The sequence below is a fragment of the Kytococcus sedentarius DSM 20547 genome (assembly GCF_000023925.1).
Lineage (GTDB): Bacteria > Actinomycetota > Actinomycetes > Actinomycetales > Dermatophilaceae > Kytococcus > Kytococcus sedentarius.
In genome coordinates this window covers 1,992,921-2,017,820 of sequence record NC_013169.1, presented here as the reverse complement: position 1 = coordinate 2,017,820, position 24,900 = coordinate 1,992,921, and the positions used below count along the sequence as shown (strand labels likewise).

The window sequence follows — 24,900 nt, the reverse complement described above, 5'->3', positions numbered from 1 at the left end:
CCCCACGTGATGGGGCCCGCCGCCGTGCACCCGGATCCACCGACCCCCCGCCGCCTCGCGCCCCTCGTCGAGCCGGCGGGTGAGTTGTCGGTGGCGCAGGTCGAGCGCTACGCCCGGCACGTCCTGCTGCCCAGGCTGGGCCTGACCGGGCAGCGCCGGCTGCGAGCCGCCCGGGTGGCCGTGGTGGGCGCCGGCGGACTGGGGTGCCCGGTCTTGCAGTACCTGGCCGCGGCGGGGATCGGCGCGCTCACCCTCATCGACGACGACCTGGTGGAGTCCAGCAACCTCCAGCGCCAGGTGCTCCACGGCCTGGACGACGTCGGCCGTCCCAAGGCCGTCAGCGCCGCGGAGTCGCTGCGGGCCACGGGCACCGAGACCGAGCTGCACGTGGTCCAGCGCCGGGTGACCGCCGAGAATGCCGTCGACCTGCTGCGCGGCCACGACCTGGTGGTGGACGGCACCGACAACTTCCCCACCCGCTACGTGCTCGATGCCGCCGCCGCGGAGCTCGGACTGCCGGTCGTCTGGGCCGCACTGATGCGCGACCAGGCCCAGCTCACGACCTTCTGGGCAGCGCCCCGCCCCGCGCCCGGCACCCCTCCGGTCGACCCGGTGCGCCTGACCGACCTGTTCCCGCACGCCCCGGACCCGGCCACCGTGCCCGCCTGCGGTGACGCGGGGATCCTGGGCGCCCTGTGCGGGCTCGTGGGCTCGGCCCTGGCGCTGGAGGTGGTGCGTCTGGTCACCGGGACGGGCGAGTCGATGCTGGGTCGCCTCGTCTTCGTGGACGCGGCCGCGATGCGGTTCGCCGAGCTCCCGCTCGCCGGTGCGGGCCGCGCCGGAGTGCCCGCCGGTGACGCCCCCGTGCACCACGCGCAGCCCGAGGAGCCCACGCGGGCTGCACACCCCAGCGAGCGGGCGGCAGCCACGGAGTCCGCGGGACGGGGCGAGCCCGCGGACGCCCCGGAGGTCACCCCCACCGCGCTCGCTGCCGCCCTCGCCTCGGACGCCCGCCCGGTGGTGCTCGACGTGCGCAGCCCCGGGGAGCTCGCGATGGGGGTGGTCCCCGGCGCGGTGCACCTGCCGCTCGACCGCATCCTGGACGACCCCGCCGCGGCCAGGGCTGAGCTCCGGGCGGCCGGCGTGCTGGGCGCGGCGGGCCTGGCCGGTGGCCCCGAGCCGGACACCGGAGAAGGGGGCCCCCGAGAAGGCGGCCCCGCGGTCGTGTGCGTGTGCAAGGCCGGGGTCCGGGCCGCGCTGGCCGCCGACCACCTGCGCCGATGGGGTGTCCCGGGCGTTTCGGTGCTCGCGGGTGGGATGCTGGCCTGGCGCGAGCAGGTCGACCCCAGCCTGCCCCGCTACTGAACCCCCGGGCGGCCTAGCACGTGGCCGTCGCGCCCGGCCGGATGCCACCCGTGCCGCCCGAAGCCCGCACCCACCCCCCAGGAGGCCGCTCGTGACCACCCCGCGCGAGGTGCTCAGCATCGAGGAGTACCGGTCCGAGGTGGTCGCTCTCGTGGACGGCCCCGTGGCCAGCGAGACGGTCGACACCGCATCGGCGGTCGGGCGCGTGCTGGCGCGGGACGCCCGCTCCGGCGGGGACGTGCCGGCGTTCGCGAACTCGGCCATGGACGGGTACGCCGTCCGCGGCGCGGATCTGGCCGGCGCCCTGCCGGTGCGGCTGCGCGTGGTGGCCGACCTGCCCGCCGGCTCGGCGCAGGACCCGGCCCTGGCGGCGGGGGAGTGCGCCCGCATCATGACCGGGGCCGCCGTGCCCACGGACGCCGACACGGTCGTCCCGGTGGAGCTCACCGACGCCGGGGAGGACGAGGTCACCGTGACCGAGGTGCCGCGCGGGGGAACCGGTGCCCACGTCCGCGGGGCGGGGGAGGACCTGGCCGCCGGCGACCTGGTGCTGCCCGCCGGCACCCTGCTCGACCCCGCGGCCCTGGGGGCCCTGGCCGGGACCGGGGTGGCCACCGTGCAGGTCCGCCGTCGCCCCGTGGTGGGCGTGTTGGCTACCGGCGACGAGCTCGTGACCGGCGGCGGTGCGCTGCGGCGCGGCCAGATCCATGAGAGCAACGGCGTGTTCCTCGCCGCTGCGGCGCGCCAGGCCGGCGCCGAGGTCGTGACCGGCCCACCCGTGCCCGATGACGAGGCCACCTTCACCGCCCGCCTCGACGAGCTCGCCGCGGCGTGCGACCTCATCGTGCTGTCCGGCGGGGTGAGCGTGGGCACCTACGACGTCGCCCGCATCGTCCTGGGCGATGCGGGCGAGGGCACCTTCCGCCACGTCCGCATGCAGCCGGGCAAGCCGCAGGGCCACGCGACTTGGGGTGGGGTCCCCGTGCTGGCCTTCCCGGGCAACCCGCTCTCCGCGGCGGTGTCCTGGCAGCTGTTCGGCCGCGCGGTGCTCAGCGCGCTCACGGCCAGCGCCGCGCCGGCGTGGGGGACGGCCGCCGCGGGCAGCGCGTGGAGCAGCCCGCCCGGGCGTCGCCAGCTGGTGCCCGTCGTCACCGCCACCGACGATGCGGGGCGCCTGGTCGCGACCCCCTCCCACCAGCGCGGGTCGGCCTCCCACATGGTCACTGCCCTGGCCCGCGCCGACGCCCTGTTCGCGGTCCCCGAGGACGTCACCGACGTCCGCCCCGGGGACGTCCACCCCCTGATGAGGTTCTGATGACCGACCCCGCACCCGCCCCCCAGCCGTTCACCCACCTCGACGCCGCGGGCCACGCCCGCATGGTCGACGTGACCGCCAAGCAGCCCACCGTGCGCGCCGCCACCGCCCACGGGCAGGTGGCCTGCTCATCCGAGGTGGTCGAGCTGCTGCGCTCGGGGAGCCTGCCCAAGGGCGACGTGCTGGCGGTGGCGCGAGTGGCCGGTATCCAGGCCGCCAAGCGCACCCCGGAGCTGCTGCCGCTGGCGCACACCATCGGAGTGCACGGGGCGGTGGTCGACCTGGAGGTGACCGACAACGGCGTCGCCATCGAGGCCACCGTGCGGACCGCCGACCGCACGGGCGTGGAGATGGAGGCGCTCACCGCGGTGTCGGTGGCGGCGCTCGCGGTGATCGACATGGTGAAGGGCGCCGATCGCAGCGCGCACATCCGGGATGTGCGGCTGGTGCGCAAGGAGGGCGGCCGCAGCGGCACCTGGGTGCGTCCGGACGAGGGCGCATGAGGCCCGTCGTCGATGCGGTGGTGCTCGCCGGGGGCGCCGGGCGGCGTCTGGGCGGGGTCTCCAAGGGGGAGGTCGAGCTGGCGGGGCAGCGGTTGATGGACCACGTGCTGGCCGCGACCGGCGCGGCACGGCAGGTGGTGGTCGTGGGGGAGGTGCCCGTGCCCGAGGGCGTGCTGCTGACGCGCGAGGAACCGCCCGGCGGTGGGCCGGCCGCCGGCGTGGTCGCGGGCCTGGAGCGGCTCGCTGCACAGCCCAGGCCGTCCGCGGACTGGGTGCTGCTGCTGGCCTGCGACCTCCCCGGGGCCGATGAGGTGGTGCCGGAGCTGCTCGCCGTGCTGGAGGAAAAGGTCCCCGGCGGCGCGTCGTCCTCTGCAGCCATGCCGCCGGGCGCGGCGCCACCGAACGTCACGCCATCGGATGCGCGGCCACCGGGCCCGAACACCCAGGCCGTGGTCGCGGTGGACGGTGACGGCCGGCCGCAGTGGCTGCTGGGCGCCTACCGCCGGGACGCCCTGGCCGCGGCGGCCGACCGGCTCGGCGACCCGCAGGGCCGGCCGCTGCGGGCGCTGGTGGGTGAGCTGGGCCGCATCGAGGTCCGCCCCGCACCGGCGGCGGTGGAGGATGTGGACACGTGGTCGGACCACGCGCGGTGGACCGACCGACTGATGCGAGAGGAGCACGCCATGAGCACCGAGACCCCATCGTCGGGGGCTTCCGCCCCTGACGGTCGCGCTGGGCACCTGCCCGAGGAGTGGCGCACCTGGTTGACCGAGGTCTGCGCCGCGTTCCACCTGGATCCCGCGCAGGTGGACGTCCGTGCGGTGCTGGACCTGACCAAGGAGGTCGCCCACGGGGTCGACCGGCCGATGGCGCCGGTCACCGCGTTCGTGCTCGGGCTGGCCCTGGCGAAGGACCCCGAGCTGTCGATGACCGACGGGTGCGAGCGCATCTCGGCGGTGGTCGCCGCGCGCGAGGGAGTGCAGGACGCTGCCCAGGACGACGCGAAGGGCACCCCGTGAGCGCCCGGGTGCGCTGGTTCGCCGCCGCCGCGGAGGCCGCGGGCTGTGCCGAGGGCGACTACCCCGGCGCCACGGTGGCTGAGCTGCTGGAGGCCGCCACCGAACGCCACGGCGCCCGGTTGGGGGCGGTGGCCGCACGCTGCGCGGTGCTCGTGGAGGGCCGCCGGGCGGAGCCGGCCACGCCCGTGCCCGCGGGCTCGGTGGTGGACGTGCTCCCGCCCTTCGCCGGCGGCTGAGCGGCGTTCGCAGCGCCAGGCCCACCCCTCTCGCGTCACCGGCCTGCCTCAGCCGCCGATGGCGCTCATGGGCCGCGGGGGCTGCAGGAACCCGGGGTCGTCGATGCCGTGCCCCGGCTGCTTGCCCAGCGTCGCCTCGCGGAACAGTGCCGCGAGCTCGGCGTGGTCCGCCCCGGCCCGCAGCGGACCGCGCAGGTCGGTCTCGGAGCGCGCGAACAGGCAAGAGCGCAGCTGGCCGTCGGCCGTCACCCGCAGCCGGTCACAGGCGCCGCAGAAGGGCGCCGTCACCGAGGCGATGAGGCCCACCACCGCCGGGCCGCCGTCCACCAGGAAGCGCTCGGCCGGCGCGGCCCCGCGCCCGGGCAGCGGGGTGAGTGTGAAGCGCTGCTCGAGCGCCGCCATGACCTCGGCGCGGGTGACCATGTCGCCGCGCTCCCAGGTGTGCCCGGCATCCAGCGGCATCTGCTCGATGAAGCGCAGCTCCACCCCGCGCTCGACGGCCCAGGTCAACAGGTCCACCGCCTGGTGGTCGTTCTGCCCCCGCATCAGCACGGCGTTGATCTTCACCGGGCGCAGGTCGGCGGCCAGCGCGGCGTCCACGCCCGCGAGCACCGCGTCGAGGCGCGGGCGGCGCGTCATCGTCCGGAAGGTCTCCGGGTCCACCGTGTCCAGGCTGATGTTCACGCGCGCCAGCCCCGCATCGGCCAGGCGGTGGGCGCGGTGGTGCAGCCCGATGCCGTTGGTCGTCATCGAGAGCTCGACGGGGCCGTCCTCGCCCTCCAGCGACGCGAGGTCGGCCACCAGGTCCTCGAGGTCCGGGCGCAGCAGCGGCTCCCCGCCGGTGAGCCGGATCTCGGTGATGCCGCTGGCGACGGCTACCGCAGCAATCGCGCGCAGCTCCTCGCGGCTCAGCAGCTCGTCCTTGGCCATCCACGGCACGCCCTCGGCTGGTAGGCAGTAGGTGCAGCGCAGGTTGCACTTGTCGATCAGCGAGATCCGCAGGTCGGTGTGCACGCGGCCGAAGCGGTCGACCAGTCCGGGGGTGCTCACGAGACCCCCAGGTTCGACCACGTCGACCGCCCGTCGGCCTCGCGCTGGTGCTTCCACACCGGCACCCGGGCCTTGACCTGCTCCACCAGGGCCTCGCAGACGGCGAAGGTGACCGCCCGGTGGGCCGCGGCGACCGCCACGACGATCGCCGGGTCACCGACCTCCAGACGCCCGATGCGGTGTGCCACCGCCACGCGCGTCCCACCGTGGGGGTCGTGCTCCGCGAGCACGTCGGCCGCCACCTCGTGCAGCGCCCGCTCGGCGTCCGGGTGGCAGCTGTAGTCCAGCGCGACCACCTCGCCGGCGGCCTGCGGGTCGTGGTCGCGGACGCGCCCGGTGAAGGTGGTCACCGCGCCCACGTGCGGCTCGGTCACGAGACGCTCCAGGGCAGCCGGCTCCAGCGGCTCGTCGCTGATGCGGGCGTGCACGACCCGCGGGTCGTCCACCCGGGGGTCGTGGACCCGGGGCGGGGCGCCCGTGCGGTCGTGGGACGCGTCGTCGGGGATCACGCGTGGTCACCCCCGCCCAGCTGGTCGAGCAGGTGCGGAACCAGGGGCAGCAGCACGGCCAGTCCGTCGCGGACGCCGCCGGTGCTGCCCGGCAGGTTCGCCACGACGGCGCCGGGGTGGCCGTCGGCCGCATCGACGACGCCCACCAGTCCCCGGGTCAACACGGCGTGCGGCGTCTGCTCGGCCCCGGCGCGACGGATGGCCTCGGCGACGCCGGGCAGCTCGCGGTCCAGCACCGGTGCGGTGCCCTCGGGGGTGCGGTCGCGGGGGGAGACGCCGGTGCCGCCGGTGGTCACGACCAGGCGGGAGCCACGGGCGAGCGCCGCGCGCACCGCACCGGTCACCGCATCGGCGCCGTCGGGGACGACGCGCAGGTCGACCGGCACGTCGAGGACAGCGGTCGCGAGCTCCAGGGCGAGCGGACCCGAGCGGTCCTCACGCACCCCGGCCGCGACGCGGTCGGAGACCGTGATCACGGTGACCGTCAGCGGGGTCTGCATCCCGTCGAGCCTATCGCTGCCGCGACGTCTTCGTACGATGCGGTCATGGCCACACCCGACGCGCGCCCCCTCCCGGTGCCGGTCAGCGCCGCCGACCCCGCGCCGTCGGCCCCGCAGTGGCGGTGGGACGCCCGCGAGCTGGCCGGCGCCGTGGCCGACCTGGGGGTGCTGGTGCCGATCGCCGTGGCGCTGGTGCTGGTCAATGGCCTCTCTGCCACCGCCGTGCTGCTGCCGGCAGGGCTGTTGTACCTGACCGCCGGGCTCGTCTACCGGGTGCCGGTGCCGGTGCAGCCGCTGAAGGCCTTCGGCGCCATCGCCGTGGCCCAGGGCCTGGGGGCGGACGTGATCGCCGCCGGCGCGCTGGTGATGGGGGTGCTCTTCCTCGGGCTGGGGGCCACTGGCGGCATCGATGCGGTGGCGCGCTGGGTGCCGCGCCCGGTGGTGCGGGGTGTGCAGCTCTCGGTGGGGCTGCTCTTCCTGCAGCTCGCCTGGGGGCTGGCCGCCGACCCGCCGGTGAGCTTCACCGGGCCGCAGCTGGGTTCGCTGCTGGGGCCGGCCGCAGCGGTGGCGGTGGCGGGGCTGCTCGCGCTGGGTGCGGTGCTGCTGCGCCGGTGGGCCTCGGCGCTGGTGCTGGTGGTGGCGGGGGTGGCGGTGATGCTGGCCACGCACTCCGGCGGCGTGGACTGGGGCCCCTCGGCGCTGCACCGGCCGGGGCTCACCGGCTCGGCGCTGCTGACGGCCAGCGTGGCCCTGGTGCTGCCGCAGTTGCCGCTGACCTTCGCGAACTCCTGCGTGGCCACCGCGGACGTGGCCCGCACCTACTACGGCCGCCGCGCCCAGCGGGTGACGCCCGGCCGGCTGGCGAGCACCCTGGGAGCGGCGAACCTGCTGGCCGGCGCGATGGGGGGCATGCCGGTCTGCCACGGGGCCGGGGGCATGACCGCCCACCGGTCCTTCGGGGCGCGGACCGGGGCCGCCCCCGTCGCGATGGGGGCGGTGCTCCTGGCGCTCGCACTGGGGGTCGGGGCGGGGCTGGCCGGGGTGCTGGCGCACTTCCCGGTGGTGGTGCTCGCGGCGCTGCTGGCAGTCGCCGGAGCCCTCCACATCACGCTCTTGCGTGACCTGGAGGGCTCCCGGGAGGTGCTGCTGGCGGTGGCCGTCGGCCTGGTCGGCTTCCTGGGCCACCTGGCGCTGGCGCTGGTGGCCGGCTGCCTGGTGTGGTGGGGCCTGTGGTGGGGCGTCCGGAGGCGGGTCAGCCGCGCAGGCGGGCCATCCAGGCCTCGACCTCGTCGGCCGTCCGGGGCATGAAGCCCGAGAGGTTCTCGCACCCGTCCTCGGTGACCAGCACGTCGTCTTCGATGCGGACGCCGATGCCGCGGAACTCCTCGGGCACCTTCAGGTCGTCGGCCTTGAAGTACAGGCCGGGCTCGACGGTCAGGCACATGCCCGGCAGCAGCTCGGCGCCGAGGTACTCCTCGCGGCGCGCCAGGGCGCAGTCGTGCACGTCGATGCCCAGGTGGTGGCTCGTGCCGTGCACCATCCACCGGCGGTGGTACTGGCCCTCCGGCTTCAGGGAGTCCTCCACGCTGACGCCCTCGGGGAGCAGGCCCCAGGAGTGCAGGTGCTCGGCGATCACGCGGATGGCCGCGGCGTGCACGTCACCGAACTTGTTGCCCGGCTTCACCGCTGCGATACCGGCCTCCTGCGCCGCGTAGACCGCGTCGTAGATCTTGCGCTGGGTCTCGGTGAAGGTGCCGTTGATCGGCAGCGTGCGGGTCACGTCGGCGGTGAACAGCGAGTCCACCTCCACGCCGGCGTCCAGCAGCAACAGGTCGCCGGGCTTCATGTCGCCGGTGTTGCGGATCCAGTGCAGCGTGTTCGCGTGGTCGCCGGAGGCCACGATGGAGTCGTAGCCCACCCCGTTGCCCGCGTGGCGTGCGTGGAGGCCGAAGACCCCCTCGATCCAGCGTTCGCCGCGGCCGCGCTCGACCGCCTCGTCCAGGTTCTCGATGACGGCGTCGAAGGCGCGGCCGGTGGCCTGCACCGCCGCGCGCAGCTGGTCGGCCTCCCAGTCGTCCTTCACCAGGCGGAGCAGCGAGCAGGCGTGGGCCAGCTCGTCGTCCTGGGCGCGGGCGGCCTGCCCGGCGTCGCCGGCTGCGTCGCCGCGCACACGGCGCACCAGCTCGGTCATCTCGCGGTCGGCGTCGGGCACGACGCGCAGTCGCTCGGCGTCGGTCTCCAGGTCCGCCTCCAGCTGGTCCACGTGGCGGGCGTCCAGACCGAGCTCGCGGCGGATGTCCTCCTCCACGGGGCGCGGCCCCACCCAGAACTCGCCGTAGCGGGAGTCGGCGAAGAACTCCTCGGAGTCCCGCGCGGCCATGGGGCGGAAGTAGAAGATCGCCTCCGGCTCGGCGCCGGCCTCACCGGCGCGGATGACGAGCACCGCATCGGGCTCGCGGTCGGCGCCCAGTCCGGTCAGGTGCGCGAAGGCCGAGTGCGGGCGGAAGACGTAGTCGGTGTCGTTGGAGCGCACCTTCAGTCCGCCGGCGGGCACCACCAGGGTCTCGCCGGGGAACTTCTCGGCCAGCGCCGCACGTCGGGGAGCCGCGTACTGGGCCGCCTCCAGCGGCCGCACTCCGGAGAAGTCGCGCTCGGCCCAGTCGGCGGCGATGAACGCGCGGAAGTTCTCACCATAGGGTCGGCTGCGGTGGTCTTGCTGCTTCTGCTCTTCACTCACCTGTGCAGTGTGTCACGCGGGGCGGACCCGCCGGCCGCCGGTCCGGTCCGGCCGCGGCCGCCCCCGGCGGGCCCGGACTTGTGGAACGGCGGGCTCCCGGGCGACAGTTACCCGCGTGTCCCCGTCCCGTGCACCGCGCTCCCTGAAGTCCGTGGCCCGGGGGGCGTCGGACCGGACCGCGCCGGGACCGACCGGACCGGGCGCCGGGCGGGCAACCGAGACCGGCACCCCCACGAGCTCCGGCACCCCCGCACCCCTCGTGACCGTCGCCGGAACCCAGCCGCTGCAGGCCAGTTCGGTGGCCACCGGACGGGACGAGACGTTCGTCCTGGCCCCCGGGGTGCAGGAGCAACTCACGCCCGGCACCATCCAGGGCGGCACCCGCCGCCGGGCCATCCGCCTCGCGGACGTCGTGCGGCCCACGAAGACCTCGGCGAGCCCCCTGGTGGACTCCGGCGACCGGGACCTCGACGAACGGCGCGGTCGTCACGTCATCGACCTCGCGCTGCGCACCGGGGAGGCTCTGCTCGCGGCCGGCACCCCGGCGGCCGACGTGGTGGCCACCCTGCTGCGCCTGACCAGCGCCTTCGGGGTCCGCTCGGCGCACGTGGACATCACGTTCACCTCGATCACCGTCAGCATCCACCGCGGCATGGGCGAGGACCCCCTGTCGGTGATGCGCGTGGTGCGCGCCCGCACGGCGGACTACATGGTCGTCGAGCGGCTCCAGGCCTTCGTCAACAGCCTGGCCCGGACCCCCGGCGACCTCGATGCGGCCTCGGCCCGCCTGGAGGAGATCCTCCATGCGCCGCGCGCCTACCGGCCGTGGGTGGCCAGCGTCTCGTTGGCGATGATGGGAGCGGCCATCTCCGCCCTGCTCGGCGCGGAGTGGGTCACCTGGATCCTCACCTTCTTCTCGGCCCTGTTCATCGACCAGACCCTCTCCCGCCTCGGCCGGTGGGGTCTGCCGCCCTTCTTCGGCCAGGTCGTGGCGGCCATGATCCCCACGAGCATTGCGGTGGCCATCTACGCCATCGAGAAGTACCAACCGACCCTCGGCGGAATCCCGCTTGACCCGCCGGGCGACCAGTACCACTCGCTCATCGTGGCCGCGGGCATCATCGTGCTGCTGGCCGGCCTGGGCGTGGTCGGTACCGCGCAGGACGCGTTGGACGGCTACTACGTGACCGCCGGGGCGCGCGCCTTCGAGGTGGTGATGATGACCGGCGGCGTGGCGATCGGGGTCTCGCTGGTCCTGTCCGCCGCCCGCCGGGCCGGCCTGAGCATGACCATCCTGAACCGGCCCTACCTTTCGGAGGACCTGAGCACCCTGGTGCTCAGCTCGGCGGTGTTCTGCTTCTTCTCTGCGATCGCCACCTACGCCTCGATGCGGGCGGCCGTCCTGTCCTCGATGCTGGGCGCCACCGCCTTCGCCGTGTACTGGGTGGTGGACGCCGGCGGGCTGACCTACGAGATGCGCATCCTGGTGGCGGTGGCGTTCGTGTCCTTCCTGGCGCAGTGGGCCGCCCGCGTGCTGCACGTCCCCTCGCTGGCGCTGACCACTGCGGTGATCGCGCCCTTCCTGCCCGGTGGCATGGTCTACCGAGGCCTCTTCCAGCTCATGGACAACGACCCGGCCACCTACACCTCGGGTCTGCAGCAGATCTTCTCGGCCGTGGCCAGCGGTCTGGCCCTGGCGGCCGGCGTCAGCCTCGGCACCTGGCTCTACCGGGCCCTGAACGGCATGAGCCGGTCGGAGCGCAAGGCCAGCCGGGTGGTGGAGACGTGAGCAACGACCTGCGCCACCGCATCGACCCCCACACGCACTCCGCGGCCTCCGACGGCACCCAGGCGCCCGCCGAGCTGGTGCGCACCGCCGCCGAGCTGGGGCTGGGCGCCGTGGCGCTGACCGACCACGACACCACCTCCGGGTGGGTGGAGGCCCTGGCCGCCGGGGAGGCGCTGGGGGTGCAGGTGCTCGGCGGCATCGAGGTGAGCGCACAGGTGCCGCGCATCGGGGAGCGTCCCGTCTCGGTGCACCTGCTGGCCCACCGGCTGGAGCCCGGCAATCCGGCGCTGGTGGAGCTGCTGCAGGCCACCGTCCGCGGGCGCCACGAGCGGATGGACCGGATGGCGGCGATGGTGGCCGAGGACCTGGGGTGGACGCCCCAGGAGGTGTGGGCCCACGTGCCGACCGGGGCCACCCCGGGGCGCCCCCACATCGCCGACGCCCTGGTGGCCGCGGGCACCGTGGCCGACCGCGACGAGGCCTTCGCCGGTCCGCTGGGGCGCGGTGGCCGGTACAACCTGCCCCACCCCGTGCCCGCGGCGGCCGACGTGCTGCGCGCCGTGCGGGAGGCCGGGGGCGTGGTGGCCCTGGCCCACCCGCTGGCGGCCCTGCGCGGGCGCAGCGTCACCCGCGAGGAGGTCGAGGAGATGGTGGACCTGGGGCTGCAGGGTATCGAGGTGGACCACCGTGACCACGACGCCGCTGAGCGCGAGCTGGCCGCGCACTGGGCCCGCGCCCTGGGCCTGGTGCCGCTGGGCTCCAGCGACTACCACGGGGCGGGCAAGCCCAACCGGATGGCGGAGAACACCACGCCGCTGGAGGTCTTCGGGGAGTTCCTGGCGCGCTGAACGCACGGCGCCCCGGACACCCTGTGGCGGGGGTCCGGGGCGCCGTGCGTTGCGTGGGGGCTCAGCCCTGGGCGCCGCCCCGGGTGCGACGGCGGCGACGGGGCCGGCGCGCGCCCTCGTCAGCGTTCTCGGACACCGGCGCGGTGCGGCTGGACTCGCTGCGGCCGCCGCGCTCGCGGGAGCCCTGGTCGTCCCGGCCCCCGCGGCCACCCTGTCCACCGCGGCCGCCCTGACCGCCACGTCCGCCCGCAGACCGGTCGCCGCCGCGCTGGGAGGACTTCAGGTCGCCGGCGTCGTCGAGCTCCTCGGCCTTCAGCCCCGCGCGGGTGCGCTGGGCGGAGGGCAGCTCGCCGGTCACCTCGGCCGGGATGCGCTGGTCGGCGTAGAAGTGGGCGGAGGTGGAGTAGGTCTCGGCCGGCTCCGGGGCGCCCAGCTCCAGAGCCCGGTTGATCACGGCCCAGCGGTGCAGGTCGTCCCAGTCCACCAGCGTGACGGCGACACCGTTCTTGCCCGCGCGGCCGGTGCGGCCGATGCGGTGCAGGTAGGTCTTCTCGTCCTCGGGGCACTGGTAGTTCACGACATGGGTGACGTCCTCGACGTCGATGCCGCGGGCCGCCACGTCGGTGGCCACCAGCACGTCGACCTTGCCGGTGCGGAAGGCGCGCAGCGCCTGCTCGCGGGCGCCCTGGCCGAGGTCGCCGTGGATGGCGGCCGCGGCGAACCCGCGCTCCACCAGCTGCTCCGCCACCTTGGCGGCCGTGCGCTTGGTGCGGGTGAACACGATGGTGAGCCCGCGCCCCTCGGACTGCAGCAGCCGCGCGACCATCTCGACCTTGTCCATCGCGTGGGCGCGGTAGACGAACTGGTCGATGGCCTCCACCGTGGCGCCGGCGCCCGGCACCTCCTCCATCGCGCGGATGTGGGTGGGCTGGTTCATGTAGCGGCGCGCCATGGCGACCACGGCACCCGGCATGGTGGCCGAGAACAGCATCGTGTGACGCCCGGCCGGGGTCATCGCCAGCAGCTTCTCCACATCGGGGAGGAAGCCCAGGTCGAGCATCTCGTCGGCTTCGTCGAGCACGACGGTGCGCGCGTGAGCAAGGGTCAGGTGGCCGCGCTCGGCGAGGTCGATGAGGCGCCCGGGGGTGCCCACGACGATCTCCACGCCGCGCTCCAGCGCCTCGATCTGCGGCTCGTAGGCGCGCCCTCCGTAGACGGTGAGGACGCGCACGCCGAGGCGCGCGGCGGCGCGTTCCAGGTCCGTGGCCACCTGCAGTGCGAGCTCACGGGTGGGGGCCACGGCCAGGGCCTGCGGGGCTCCGGGGCGCTCCAGCTGGTCGTAGCCCTCGTGGTTCGGGCCGACGACGTTCTGCACCATCGGCACGCCGAAGCCGAGCGTCTTGCCGGTACCGGTCTTGGCCTGGCCGATGATGTCCTGCCGGTCCAGCGCGACCGGCAGGGTCATCGACTGGATGGGGAAGGGGTGGGTGATCCCACCGGCCTCGAGTGCGGCCACGATGTCGGGGTGGATGCCGAAGTCGGCGAAGGTCTTGTCGGTCATGGATCTCCTGATCGCGCGCCGGGGCGCTGGCTGCGGGCCGATCGGAGATGTCTTCAGGCGCGTTCGCGCAGGGCCGCGCGTGCGGCGTGGGGGCGTCTCGCCCCGTTCACGGTGTGCCGACCGGGCACCGGGTGTCGGCCTCATCCTAGGGCCACCCGGCGCCCCGGGCGGCGGGGCGTGGCAGGGGGTGTCGGTCAGACGGTGCCGAAGCCCACGCGGCCGCGGTCCTCGCTGCCGAGGTCGACGTAGCCGATGTGGGCGGCCGGAACGATCACCTTGCGGCCGTGGGTGTCCTCCAGGGTGAGCACCTGGCTCTCGCCGGACAGGGCGGCGGTGACCAAGGCCTCCACCTCGGAGGCGGCCTGGTTGGACTCGAGGGTGACCTCGCGGGCGACCTCGCGGATGCCGATGCGGATGTCCATGGTGTTCCTCACTTCTGCGTCGTGGGGTGGCCGGGACGGGGCCCGGCCGGGGCGTCGGGCACCAGCGTAGGTCGTCCCCCGCGGGCGCACCCTGCGTAGGGTGACCGCATGTCCCCCGCCGTGATCGACCCCGAACCCTCCCCGGCGACAGCCGAACCCCGCATGCCCGGCCCGGGACACCCCCTGACGGACATGGCCGGTGAGTTCGACCGCGCCACGGTGCAGCGGTACGCCCGCCACATCGCGACGCCCGGCATCGGCATGGTCGGGCAGCGGCGCTGGTCCGCGGCCCGGGTGGCGGTGGTCGGCCTGGGGGGCCTGGCCTCCCCGGTGCTGGAGTACCTGGCCGGGGCGGGCGTCGCCGAGATCCTCGTGGCCGACGTCGATGCGGTGGAGCTCTCCAACCTCCAACGCAAGCCGATCTTCGCCACCGAGTGGGTAGGCCGGCCCAAGGTCGAGGCAGCCGCCGCCGGGGTGCACCGCATCAACGACCGCGTCACCGTCCGGCCCGTGGAGGGCTACGTTACCGAGGAGAACGCGCTCGAGCTGCTCGAGCGCTACGACGTCATCGTGGACTGCACCGACCACGCGGCCAGCCGCCGTGTGCTGGCGCGGGTGAGCGCCGAGCTGGGCGTCCCGCACGTCTGGGGCTCGGTCGAGCAGTTCGGCGGCCGGGTGGCCGTCTGGTGGCCGCCCTACGGTCCGTGCTCGGAGTGCACCCCGGACATCGAGCCCTCGAGCTCCACGGAGCTGAAGTTCACCGAGGCCGGCGTGTTCGGGCCGGTGACCGGCCAGGTGGGCATGGTCATGGTGAGCGAGACGCTCAAGCTGCTCCTGGCGCTGGGGGAGCCGCTGCTGGGTTGGATCCTGCACGTGGACACCCTCACCCAGCAGTGGACCGACGACCGGCGCGCGGCCGACCCGCAGTGCCCGGTGTGCCGTCCGGCCGCGGCGAACGAGCGGGCCTGGGCGCAGACCGAGGCCATCCCCCTGGCGGCTGGCGAGGACGCCTGGGAGCCGCCCCTCATCGGCGCGACGACCCTGCAGGAGATGCTGCAGAACCGGGAGGAGTTCGAGCCTTTCGTGCTGCTGGACGTCCGCGGCGCCCACGAGCGCGAGGTGGCCTCGCTGGAGGGCTCCTTCCACCTCGAGCTCGACGAGGTGCGCCAGGGGGCCGCCCGCGAGGTGTTCGGACCGCACGACAACGTGGTTGTCTACTGCCGCAACGGGCGACGCTCGGCCGAGGCCGCGCGTCAGCTGCACGCCCAGGGCATGCAGGGGGTCTACGTGCTCGACGGCGGCCTGATGCAGTGGGCCCAGGAGGTCGACCCCGACCTGCCCATCTGGTGAGCTCTCCGCTGGGCCCCGCCGGTCGGGGAGGTTGTCGGTGACGGCTGGTGGGATGGGACCCATGTCGCCCGCCGCCTCCTCGCCCCCCGTGACGCACCCGCCGGGTCGCCCGGGTGTGCACGTGGTGCTGGGCGCGCCGGGGACGGGCAAGTCCACCCGGGTCGTCGAGGAGGTCGTCGCCCACCTCGAGGCGGGGGGTGACCTCTCGCAGGTGCTGGTGCTCACCCCAACGCGCCTGACGGCCACGATGCTGCGCGAGCGGCTCGAGGAGCGCTGGCCCCACGCGACCACGGGCATGCCGGTGCACTCCCACCAGGCCTTCGGGTTCGCCGTGCTGGGCCACCACGCGCGGCTCACCGACGCGCCAGCGCCCACCCTGCTCACGGGTGCCGACCAGGACGCGGTGCTGGCCGAGCTGCTGGCGTCCGCCGCGCAGGACGACGCCGCGGCCGATGCGGCGGGGTGGCCGGAGGCGGTGCGCGCGGCGCTGGGCACACAGGGCTTCCGCGACCAAGTGCGTGACCTGTTCATGCGGGCGGTGGAGCACGGCGTCACCGCCGGGGAGCTCGCGGAGTTCGACGACCGTCAGGGGCCCGACGGGACCCCCGGGCTGTGGCGGGCTGCCGGGCGGCTGATGCGGGAGTACGAGCAGGTGACCGCGCTGTCCTCGCAGGCAGCGGTCGACGCCGCGTGGGTGGTGGCCGCCGCGGCCGACCTGCTGGTCGTGGACGACGAGGTGGCCGAGGACGCAGCCGGCCGGTTGCAGCTGGTGCTGGTGGACGACGCGCAGGAGCTCACGGCAGGCACCCTCGCGCTCATGGACGCCCTGGCCCGGCGCACCCCCCGGGCGCGGTGGGTGCTGGCCGGCGATCCCGATGCTGCAGTGCAGGGTTTCCGCGGTGCCCGGCCCGGGGCCTTCCTGGAGTGGGCGCGCGACGGCGTGTCGGAGGTGCTGCCCTGCTCCCACCGGCACGGTCCGGCGCTGCGGGCGGTCGCCGGGCGCATCGCCGAGCGGATCGGCGCGCACGGCGTGGAGCACCGGCGGCCGGGGCCCCGGGCGGACGGCGAGGGGTCGGGAGGCCCCGGGGTGGCCCCCTCGGAGGCTGGTGACGGGCCGGGGGTGGCAGGTGGGTCCGTGCGGCCGGAGGAGGCCGCTGCACTGGTGTTCCCCAGCGTGCACGCCGAGCTCTCGCACGTCTCGACGGTGCTGCGCCGGGAGCACGTGTTGGCCGGTGTGCCCTGGGGGCGCATGGCGGTGGTCGCGCGCGGCCGGGGGCGCACGGAGCAGGTCCGCCGTGCCCTGGAGCGGGCCGGGGTGCCGGTGCAGGTCTCCGGCGGGGGGCAGCCGGTCACCGGGCAGCCCGTGGTCGCGACGTTGCTGGACCTGGTGGTCGCCGCGCTCGATCTCGCGCGGCTGCGCCCCGGTGCGTTCGCCGGGCAGGGCGCCGGATCGGCGGCGGTGGTGGACCAGGAGCGCATCACCGGCTGGCTGACCTCGCCGGTCGGTGGCCTGGACCAGACTTCCGTGCGCCGGCTGCGGCGCGTGCTGCGTGCCGAGGCGGGTGCTCCAACCGGCGTCACCAGCGGCGAGCTGCTCGAGCAGGCGGTGCTGGACCCGGCGCACCCGTGGGAGCGGCGCGGCGCGGAGACCGGGGCCCTGCGCCGCCTCGCCACCGCCCTGCACGCGGGGGTGGCCGCGGCCCGGCGCACGCCCGACGGCCGCGGTTGGGCGCTGGGGGTCGATGCGGAGACCGTCCTGTGGGCGGTGTGGGACGGCCTGGGTCTGGCGAGCGGCTGGCAGCGGCAGGCCCTGGCCGGCGGGGTGGCCGGGCGGCGGGCCGACCGAGAGCTCGACGCTGTGCTGGGCCTGTTCGCGGCCGCCGAGCAGTTCGTGGAGCGGCGCCCCGGCGCGGGGCCCGACGTCTTCGTGGACTGGATGCGGTCTTCCCAGGTGGCGCGCGACTCACTCGTCCTGGGGCGGCAGCGTGACGCCGTCCAGGTGCTCACCCCGCAGACGGCCGCCGGGCACGAGTGGGAGGTGGTGTCCGTCGTCGGCGTGCAGGCGGGGGTGTGGCCCGACCTGCGGCTGCGGGGCTCGCTGGTGGGCTCCTCGCGGCTGGTGGACCTCGTGGAGGGCCGCGCGGCCACCGTGGCCGACGAGCTCGCGAGCGTGCGGCACGACGAGACCCGGCAGTTCCTCGTGGCCTGCACCCGCGCCACTCGGTGCCTGCTGGTGACGGCCGTCCGCGACACCGAGGAGTCCCCGTCAGCGCTGCTGAACCTGGTGGAGCCGCTGCCCGACGGTGCTGAGGAGCGGCCGTGGGCGCCCTGGGAGCCACCGCTGGACCTGCGTCACCAGGTGGCGCTGGCCCGCCGTGAGCTGCTGGCGGCGGCCGGCGCGGACACCGGGGAGGACAGTGCACCCGGGGAGCACCGCATCGACCCCGGGGCCCGCGCGGCCTGGGCCGCCGAGCTCGCGGCGCTGGTGCGCTCCGAGGTGCCACGCGCTCACCCGGAGCAGTGGTGGGCCCTGCGGCAGGTGACCTCGGCCCGGGCACCGTGGCCGGCGGACACGGTGCCGTCGGTGCGCCCCTCGGCGCTGGGTACCTACCAGGACTGTGCCCTGCGCTGGTTCCTCAGCACGCACGGGGGGAGCACCCCGCCGGGACGCTCGCAGGAGCTGGGCATCCTCCTGCACGACCTGCTGGCCGAACGGCCGGAGGATCCGGTGCCGGCGCTCGCGGCCGAGGCCGAGCGCCGCTGGGCCGAGCTGGGCTCGCCGGAGGTCTGGTGGTCCCGGCGGGAGCGGGAGCGCATGGCCGAGTGGCTCCGCCGCTACGAGATCTACCGCCGGGAATCCGGCCGGGAGCTGGTGGGCACCGAGCTGCCGCTCGCGGTCGAGGCCGAGGGGGTGCGCCTGGCGGGGCGCGTCGACCGCCTGGAGCGGCACCCGTCCTCCGGCGCGCTGCACGTGGCGGACCTGAAGACGGGATTCGTCGGGCCGCCCTCGGAGCTGCCGGGGAACCCGCAGCTGGGCGCCTACCAAGTGGCCGTGGCCGCCGGCGCGTTCGAGCAGGGGACCGTCGCCGGGGGCGCCTCGCTGGTGCAACTGGACTCCGGCGAGCGGATCGGCACCATCGACCGGCGCCAGCCGCCCCTGGACGAGGGAGAGGTCGACCACCGGGAGCGCGTCGCGCAGGCCGGGCAGGGCATGGTGCAGCCCCGGCACCTGGCCACCGTCGGTGACGCGTGCCGCGGGTGCCCGGTGAGGTCCAGCTGCCCGGCGGTGCCCGAGGGGAGGGAGGTCGCATGACGGGGCAGCCGGGGCAGTCAGAGCGGGCGGTGCAGCCGGAGCGGGCGGTGCACTGGGGCGCGGCGGACCTCGCCGACCTGTTGGGCCAGCACCGGCCGACGCCGGAGCAGGCCGCCGTCATCGAGACCCGCGACCCGGCGCAGCTGGTGGTGGCCGGGGCCGGGTCGGGCAAGACCGAGACCATGGCCGCCCGTGTGGTCTGGCTGGTGGCCAACCGGCTGGTGCGCTCCGACCAGGTGCTGGGGCTGACCTTCACCCGCAAGGCCGCTGCCGAGCTCTCCGAGCGGCTCGCGGCGAGGCTGGACGCGCTGGTGCGGGCGGGGGTGCTGGCGGCCGAGGAGCTGCAGCCGCCGGTGGTCTCCACCTACAACGCGTGGAGCGGCGGCATCGTGGCCGAGCACGGGCTGCGGCTGGGCATCGAGCCCGGCGCGCGGGTGCTCTCGGCGGTGGAGGCCTGGCAGGGGGTGACCGACCTGGTTACCACCTGGCCCGGTGAGCTGCCACCGGGGCTGACCAGCATCGAGGGCGCGGTGCAGGGGGTGCTGACGCTCGCCGGCCAGATGGGCGACCACCTCGTGAGCGGCGAGCAGGTGGAACGCGAGCTCGACCGCCTGGACGAACTGCTGGGCACCGTCGCCCCCAACCGCTCGGGCCGGCCGTACGCCGACGTGCTGAAGGCGCAGGCCACGCTGGCCGTCCGCCGGGCGCTGGTGCCGATGGTGCAGCGCTGGCAGGAGCTCAAGGCCGAACGCCAGGTGCTGGAGTTCTCCGACCAGACGCAGCTCTCGGCCCGGTTGGCGCGCGGCCACGCCGCGGTGGGCCGGGTGGAGCGGGCCCGCAGCCGGGCGGTGCTGCTGGACGAGTTCCAAGACACCACCGAGGCGCAGCTGTCGGTGGTCCGGGGCGTGTTCGCCGGCGACCCCACGCTGAGCGTCACCGCCGTGGGGGACCCCCACCAGTCCATCTACGGCTTCCGGGGGGCCTCGGCGCGCACGATGGAGTCGTTCGTGGAGTCCTTCGACGCCACCGAGCGCCACCTGTCCACCAGCTGGCGCAACTCCGGCCGCGTGCTGCGGGTGGCCAACCGGGTGGCCGAGCCCCTCCGCGAGCGCAGCGCCCTGGACCTGCCGGCACTGCGCCCGCGCCCGGGCACCGACGAGGGCCCACCGGTCACCGCCAGCCGGTTCGGGACCCCTGCCGACGAGGCCCGGGCCGGCGCGGCGTGGCTGGCGGAGCACTGGGCGCCCGGGGAGCTCGGCGCCGCGGTGCTGTGCCGCAAGCGCTCGCAGTTCCCGGTGGTGACCGAGGCCTTGGAGGCCGCGGGCCTGCCCTACGAGGTGGTGGGCCTGGGGGGCCTGCTGCTGGTGCCCGAGGTCGCGGACGTGCGGGCGCTGCTGGGCGTCGTGGACGACCCCACCCGGGGGGACCACCTGATGCGGCTGCTCACCGGGCCCGCCGCCCGGCTGGGCGCTGCGGACCTGGTGGGTCTGCACGCCTGGCGCCGCGAGCTCGAGCGGCGGTGGGGCGTGCGCAGCCCCGGTGACGAGGGATCTGCCGAACGGCGCGACCACCAACAGCTCGCGGTCACGCTGCTCGATGCGGTGCTCACCCCGGTGGAGGCCGGGTGGACCGGGCCGCAGGGGGAGGCCGTCAGTGACCTGGCCCGGGCCCGTCTGGCCTCGCTGGCCGAGGCTGTCACCCAGTGCCTCGGCGCCCAGCACCGGGGCGTCGGCGAGCTGGCGCTGGTGGCCGAGCAGGCGCTCGGGGTGGACGTCGAGCTGGCCTCGCGCACGGACGTGCCGCCGTGGCGGGCCCGCGCCCACCTGGAGGCCTTCCACGAGCACGTGGCCACCTTCGCCGAGGCCGGCACCCGCGAACCGAGCCTCTCGGCGCTGATGGGCTGGCTGAGCGCCGCCGAGCAGCACGAGGGCGCCCTGGAGCCCGGCGCCGTGGAGGTGGACCCTTCCGCGGTGCAGGTGCTCACCGTGCACGCCTCCAAGGGGCTGGAGTGGGATGCGGTGTGGGTGCCCGGGCTGGTCGCCGGCACCTTCCCCTCAGGCACAGGCACGGTGCGCCCCGAGGGTCCCGAGTGGGTGGCGCGGCCGGCCACCGACAGTGCCTGGTGGGCCCCGGCCTCGGGGATGCTGCCCTTCGCCCTGCGGGGGGACGCCCCCTCGCTGCCGGAGTGGTCGCTCCCGGCGGACCCGGACAAGGCGGACTTCGAGACCGCCATGAAGGACTTCGCCCGGGCCAACGGCGAGCGCGGTCTGCAGGAGGAGCGCCGCCTGGCCTACGTGGCCGTCACCCGCGCGCGCCGACTGCTGCACCTCTCGTCCGCGGTGTGGGGCACCTCGGCGGCACCCACGCCCACCAGCGACTTCCTGCTGGAGGTGCTGGACGACTGCGCACCGGGCACCTGGGTGGAGATGCCGCCGACGGACCCGGTGCCCGAGAACCCCGTGACGGCCACCCCCCGCACGGCGCTGTGGCCCCGCCCGGAGGCCGAGGACCTGGAGCACCACGCCCACGCCGCGGCGGCGGCCGAGGTGGGCCTGGCCCTGGAGACCGCCCCGGGCTCCGAGCCCGGGTGGACGGGCCTGGCTGAGGACTCCCGGGAGCACCTGCTGCGCTTCCGGCAGGACGTGCGCCTGCTGCTCGCGGAACGCGATGCCGCCGACCAGCCTGACATCGAGCCGCTGCGGCACGTCAGCACGAGCTCCCTGGTGGCACTGGCCCGGGACCCTGGCGCCCGGCGCTTCCTCGCCCGTCCGGTCCCCACCCCGCCGGCCCGGGCCGCGAGGCAGGGCACGGACTTCCACGCTTGGGTGGAGTCGCAGTGGGCCCCGGCGCGCCTGTTCGACGTGCCGGACCTGCCGCAGGAATCGCAGGGGGAGTGGGACGCGCACGAGGAACGGGACGCGCAGGAGGAGCGGGCCGCACCGGGTGCGCCGCAGGACGGGCTGGCACTCGACGGGCCCCGCCTGCGCACCCGCGCGCCGGGGGAGGCGGACCTGCGCCGGTTCCAGGAGCACTTCGTCGCCAGCGAGTGGTCGGGCCGCACGCCCACCTGGGTCGAGCTGCCGCTGCAGACCAACGTGGCGGGTCTGACGGTGCGCGGCCGGGCGGACGCGATCTTCCCCGCCACCCGGGCCGAGCGCGACGCCGGGCTGGAGTGGGTGGTGGTCGACTGGAAGACCTCGTCCTCCCCCCGGGAGGCAGAGGTCGGCGCGGCGGCCGTCCAGCTCGCCTGCTACCGCCAGGCCTTCGCGGCGTGGCGCGGCATCGACCCCGCCACCGTGGGTGGGGCCTTCTTCCACGCTGCCGATGGGGTGACGGTCCGCCCCGAGCTGCCCGACGGCGAGCGCCTGGAGCAGCTCGTCCGGTTGCTGGGCGAGCCCCCGGCCTGAGCGGACCCTCCCGCCCGAGCGGTCGGCTCGAGCGGCCAGCCCCGCCCTGCGCGACGCTCACTCCCAGGCGTCGAGCTCCTCGGCCTCGGCCAGCAGCCGCGAACGGTGGGAGAGGTCGGACTGGATGTCGGCGAGCGCGTCCCGGTCCCCGCGGGCGTGGGCCTCGACGAGGGCCGGCAGGCTGGCCATCTCGGCCACCAGCCGGGCCCGCTCCAGCAGGCGCTCGTCCGTCCGGCCGGTCCGCCGGTCGTAGCTGGCCCGCACGGTGCTCAGCACGTCCGGGCTGGCCGAGGTGCTCAGCACGGCGAAGTCCTCGGCGGGGTCACCCACGTGGGCGTCGCTCCACCCCATCACGGCAGCGAGCTCGTGGTCGGGGGTGACCAGCACGTGCTCGTCGGCCAGGCGACCGTGCACGACCGTGGGGGTGATGTCCCACAGCTCGGTGTCCTCCAGTGCCTCCTCCCAACGGCCGAGCAGGCGCGGGGGCACCAGCCCGGTGGTGGCGGCCTGGTCGAGGGTCTCCAGGCGCTCGGCGCGCAGGTCCTCGGCGGTGGGCGTGGCGTCGGGTGCGCCGGTCACCCCATCGGACTGGTGGGGCGCGTCGGGGGCCAGGGTCCGCACGTCGGTGCCGTGGAGGGCGGCCAGGAAGGCGGCGAACTCCTCCACCACGGGGTCGCCGGGGCGCACCATCACCCAGCGCAGCGCACGCCCCTCGACCCACGGGCGCACCGTGATGGTGGATCCGTCACCCAGCGTCGTGGCGCCGGCCGGTCGGGGTGGGGCGCCCGGCAGGTCCGTGGGCAGGGCGTCGGCGAGCCGCTCCCCGGGCGAGGGGGCGCCCGTCGTGTGCCGCACCGCCCAGCGCGCCGAGTCCTCACCGGTCACCTGGGCGAGCTCGTGGCGGGTGGCGCGGGGGTCCACCCACGCGACCTCGCGCGGGCTGATCGTCGGGACCGTCGCCACGGCCCACGCGGCCATCCGGGCCCATGTGGGCCGCACCCTCGTGTTCACCTGCACCTCCCGATGATGAGCGCACACCTTCTCACGTCGACCTCAGCGTCCACTGCTCGCGGAGCCCGTCGCGTCGATGGTCGCCCCGCGCGCGAGCGGGGTGCCGTCGTCGACCGGCAGCAGGGCCACGAAGGTGTCGCCCGGCTCGCCCTCCTCCTGCTTGCCCGAGGCCACGCGGGTGGTGGACTCGTTGTGCACGAACAGCACCACCGCCTCGGGGTGCTCGGCCCAGAAGTCCGTGGAGGTGAACTCCTCGGTGAGCGGCACCGAGGAGACCCGGTGCCCGTTGCGGCTGCGCTGCAGCAGCCCGTCGTAGTCGGTGGGCGGTGAGAAGGCGATGTTCCCGATGAGGTGGCCCGCGGTCGCGCGCCGCGCGTGGTTCTGCTCCTCGTCGCGCTTGAGGCTGAACACGTTCTGCCGGCCCAGCACGTGCCCGAACTCCGAGGCGGCGATGGCGTTGGTGCCGTCGTCTCGCGTGGCGCACACCATCGACTTGATGCCGGCGAGGTCCATGTCCTCCACCGCGTACTCGCTGATGATCGAGGCGGCCTCGGTGCGCAGCCCGGACATGCGGGCCTGGCGCAGGTCGCCGCGCTCGCGGGCCACGATGAGGGTGGGCACGCCGAGCTCGCGCAACCGCTTGGCGGCCGGCACCACCCACGGGCCGGTGCCGGAGAAGAGCACCCCGCGGGGGCTGGTGGTGGCTAGGCCCAGCCGCTCGGCCAGCCGGCCCACCCCCAGGCCGTAGAGCGCCACGGTGCAGACGATCACCAGGAAGACCAGCGGCACCAGGGTGTCCACCTGGGTGGAGAGGGCGTAGAGGTCGCTGGCGCGCTCGAACAGCGTGGCTGCCTGCGCGTGGTCGCCGTCGGCCCGGGCCTGCTCACCCACCGAGATCGCGTTGTCTGCGGCGTGGCTGAACTCCAGGGCGAAGATCGAGGTGATGGCCGCCGCCACGATGCCGCGCGGCGCCATCAACATCATCAGCGTCTTCTCCTCGCGGGTGACCTCGGTGCCGTACAGGCCGATGGCGATCGCCACCACCCGGATGACCACCAGCCCCAGGATGAACACGAAGGCCACGGGGGCCACGTCCACCAGCGCCGCGGGCTCCACCCGCCCGGCGAGGACCACGAACAGGGCGCCGACGAACAACACCTGCAGGTGTTCCTTGAACTCGATGATGTGGTTGATGTGCAGGTCCGGCTGGTTGGCCAGCAGGATGCCCAGCAGGGTCACGGTCAGCAGCCCGGACTCGGCCTGCACGTAGTTGCTGGCGGTCATGCCGCCCAGGGCGACGGCTAGGAAGGTGACGCCCTGCAGGTAGTCGGGGATCAGGTCCTGCTTCATCATCCAGGTCAGCAGCCAGGCCGAGACCGCGGAGATCAGCACCGCGATGCCCACCGCGCGGGAGAGGGTGAGCACGGCGTCCAGGAACGGACCGGTGCGCCCCGCGGCGGTGACCACCTGCAGCACCAGCACGGCGAGGATGGCGCCGATGGGGTCCACCACGATTCCCTCCCAGCGCAGCAGCTGGGAGACGCGGCGGGTGGGGCGCAGGGTGCGCAGGATGGGGTTGATGACGGTGGGTCCGGTGACCGTCAGGATCGCGCCGACCAGCAGCGCCGCGCGGATGTCGAAGCCCAGCGCCCAGGCCATGAGCGTGACCAGCACCCAGGTGACCAGCACCGTCCACGTGCACAGGCGCAGGATGGGTCTGCCCAGGTCCCGCACCTGCCGGAAGCGCAACCCCAGCGCCCCCTCGAACAGGATGATGCCGACCGCCAGCTGCACGAGGCTGAACAGCATCGACTGCCCGAGCACCTCGTCGGGCACGACGACCCGCCCCAGGCCGAACCCGATGACCAGCAGCAGCAGCAGGGAGGGGACCTTCCACCTCCAGGCGACCCATTGGCAGGCCACGGACAGGGCCACGACGAGGGCGAGGTAGGGCGCCGGTTCCAT

The 24,900-nt window shown here is 75.3% G+C and carries 19 protein-coding genes; 11 read left to right on the top strand and 8 right to left on the bottom strand.

Annotation, left to right across the window (positions count from 1 at the left end):
* Window positions 1-9: 9 nt before the first annotated feature.
* The 5 genes from KSED_RS09480 (at window position 10) to KSED_RS09460 (ending at window position 4,438) form a co-directional block, all read left to right on the top strand.
* The gene (locus tag KSED_RS09480; protein WP_015779875.1) at window positions 10-1,365 is read left to right on the top strand and encodes a ThiF family adenylyltransferase; all 1,356 of its coding nucleotides are present in this window, start codon (window positions 10-12) and stop codon (window positions 1,363-1,365) included.
* 91 nt (window positions 1,366-1,456) lie between these two features.
* Window positions 1,457-2,680 carry a molybdopterin molybdotransferase MoeA gene (locus tag KSED_RS09475; RefSeq protein WP_015779874.1) on the top strand — a complete coding sequence of 408 codons (1,224 nt, stop codon included), beginning with the start codon at window positions 1,457-1,459 and terminating at the stop codon, window positions 2,678-2,680.
* A complete protein-coding gene (gene moaC, locus KSED_RS09470) occupies window positions 2,680-3,183 on the top strand; it encodes a cyclic pyranopterin monophosphate synthase MoaC (RefSeq protein ID WP_015779873.1) in 504 nt (167 codons plus the stop codon). The genes KSED_RS09475 and moaC overlap by 1 nt, the downstream gene beginning before the upstream one ends.
* A complete protein-coding gene (locus KSED_RS09465) occupies window positions 3,180-4,202 on the top strand; it encodes an NTP transferase domain-containing protein (RefSeq protein WP_015779872.1) in 1,023 nt (340 codons plus the stop codon). Before moaC ends, KSED_RS09465 begins: the two co-directional genes overlap by 4 nt.
* A complete protein-coding gene (locus tag KSED_RS09460) occupies window positions 4,199-4,438 on the top strand; it encodes a MoaD/ThiS family protein (RefSeq protein WP_015779871.1) in 240 nt (79 codons plus the stop codon). Before KSED_RS09465 ends, KSED_RS09460 begins: the two co-directional genes overlap by 4 nt.
* Before the next feature lie 48 nt (window positions 4,439-4,486).
* Here KSED_RS09460 and moaA read toward each other — a convergent pair whose 3' ends face one another.
* Genes moaA through KSED_RS09445 form a run of 3 tightly spaced genes read right to left on the bottom strand, consistent with a single transcriptional unit; the run spans window position 4,487 to window position 6,497 of the window.
* Window positions 4,487-5,488 carry a GTP 3',8-cyclase MoaA gene (gene moaA, locus KSED_RS09455; protein WP_015779870.1) on the bottom strand — a complete coding sequence of 334 codons (1,002 nt, stop codon included), beginning with the start codon at window positions 5,486-5,488 and terminating at the stop codon, window positions 4,487-4,489.
* Window positions 5,485-5,997, bottom strand: a complete 513-nt coding sequence (locus KSED_RS09450) for a molybdenum cofactor biosynthesis protein MoaE (protein WP_015779869.1) — start codon at window positions 5,995-5,997, stop codon at window positions 5,485-5,487. The genes moaA and KSED_RS09450 overlap by 4 nt, the downstream gene beginning before the upstream one ends.
* Entirely contained in the window at window positions 5,994-6,497 is a 504-nt protein-coding gene (locus KSED_RS09445) for a MogA/MoaB family molybdenum cofactor biosynthesis protein (protein WP_015779868.1), read from the bottom strand. The genes KSED_RS09450 and KSED_RS09445 overlap by 4 nt, the downstream gene beginning before the upstream one ends.
* A 45-nt stretch (window positions 6,498-6,542) precedes the next feature.
* On the opposite strand from KSED_RS09445, the gene KSED_RS09440 reads away from it, so the two are divergent.
* Entirely contained in the window at window positions 6,543-7,805 is a 1,263-nt protein-coding gene (locus KSED_RS09440) for a putative sulfate/molybdate transporter (RefSeq protein ID WP_015779867.1), read from the top strand.
* Here KSED_RS09440 and KSED_RS09435 read toward each other — a convergent pair.
* A complete protein-coding gene (locus KSED_RS09435; RefSeq protein ID WP_015779866.1) occupies window positions 7,750-9,234 on the bottom strand; it encodes an aminopeptidase P family protein in 1,485 nt (494 codons plus the stop codon). The two genes, KSED_RS09440 and KSED_RS09435, sit on opposite strands and share 56 nt — an antisense overlap.
* Window positions 9,235-9,349: 115 nt before the next feature.
* Here KSED_RS09435 and KSED_RS09430 point away from each other — a divergent pair, with 115 nt between their 5' ends.
* Window positions 9,350-11,023 (top strand): threonine/serine exporter family protein, encoded by a 1,674-nt coding sequence (locus KSED_RS09430; protein WP_049758514.1) that lies wholly within the window; start codon window positions 9,350-9,352, stop codon window positions 11,021-11,023.
* Window positions 11,020-11,871, top strand: coding sequence for a PHP domain-containing protein (locus KSED_RS09425; RefSeq protein WP_015779864.1), 852 nt, complete (start codon window positions 11,020-11,022; stop codon window positions 11,869-11,871). The genes KSED_RS09430 and KSED_RS09425 overlap by 4 nt, the downstream gene beginning before the upstream one ends.
* A gap of 61 nt (window positions 11,872-11,932) precedes the next feature.
* Here the strand turns inward: KSED_RS09425 and KSED_RS09420 are convergent, their stop codons facing one another.
* Entirely contained in the window at window positions 11,933-13,432 is a 1,500-nt protein-coding gene (locus KSED_RS09420) for a DEAD/DEAH box helicase (protein WP_015779863.1), read from the bottom strand.
* Between the two features lie 194 nt (window positions 13,433-13,626).
* Complete coding sequence (locus KSED_RS09415) at window positions 13,627-13,866, bottom strand: DUF3107 domain-containing protein (RefSeq protein ID WP_308699661.1); 240 nt, start codon at window positions 13,864-13,866, stop codon at window positions 13,627-13,629.
* A 96-nt stretch (window positions 13,867-13,962) separates the two neighbouring features.
* Here KSED_RS09415 and KSED_RS09410 point away from each other — a divergent pair, with 96 nt between their 5' ends.
* The 3 genes from KSED_RS09410 (at window position 13,963) to KSED_RS09400 (ending at window position 21,924) form a co-directional block, all read left to right on the top strand.
* Complete coding sequence (locus KSED_RS09410; RefSeq protein WP_015779861.1) at window positions 13,963-15,204, top strand: ThiF family adenylyltransferase; 1,242 nt, start codon at window positions 13,963-13,965, stop codon at window positions 15,202-15,204.
* A 61-nt stretch (window positions 15,205-15,265) separates the two neighbouring features.
* Window positions 15,266-18,517, top strand: coding sequence for a UrvD/REP family ATP-dependent DNA helicase (locus KSED_RS09405; RefSeq protein WP_015779860.1), 3,252 nt, complete (start codon window positions 15,266-15,268; stop codon window positions 18,515-18,517).
* Window positions 18,514-21,924, top strand: a complete 3,411-nt coding sequence (locus tag KSED_RS09400; protein ID WP_081439919.1) for an ATP-dependent helicase — start codon at window positions 18,514-18,516, stop codon at window positions 21,922-21,924. Before KSED_RS09405 ends, KSED_RS09400 begins: the two co-directional genes overlap by 4 nt.
* A 57-nt stretch (window positions 21,925-21,981) precedes the next feature.
* Here the strand turns inward: KSED_RS09400 and KSED_RS13770 are convergent, their stop codons facing one another.
* Both KSED_RS13770 and KSED_RS09390 read right to left on the bottom strand, forming a co-directional pair.
* Entirely contained in the window at window positions 21,982-22,902 is a 921-nt protein-coding gene (locus tag KSED_RS13770; RefSeq protein WP_015779858.1) for a phosphotransferase, read from the bottom strand.
* Window positions 22,903-22,977: 75 nt separating this feature from the next.
* Window positions 22,978-24,900: a cation:proton antiporter gene (locus KSED_RS09390; RefSeq protein ID WP_015779857.1), complete on the bottom strand. Its 1,923-nt coding sequence runs from the start codon at window positions 24,898-24,900 to the stop codon at window positions 22,978-22,980.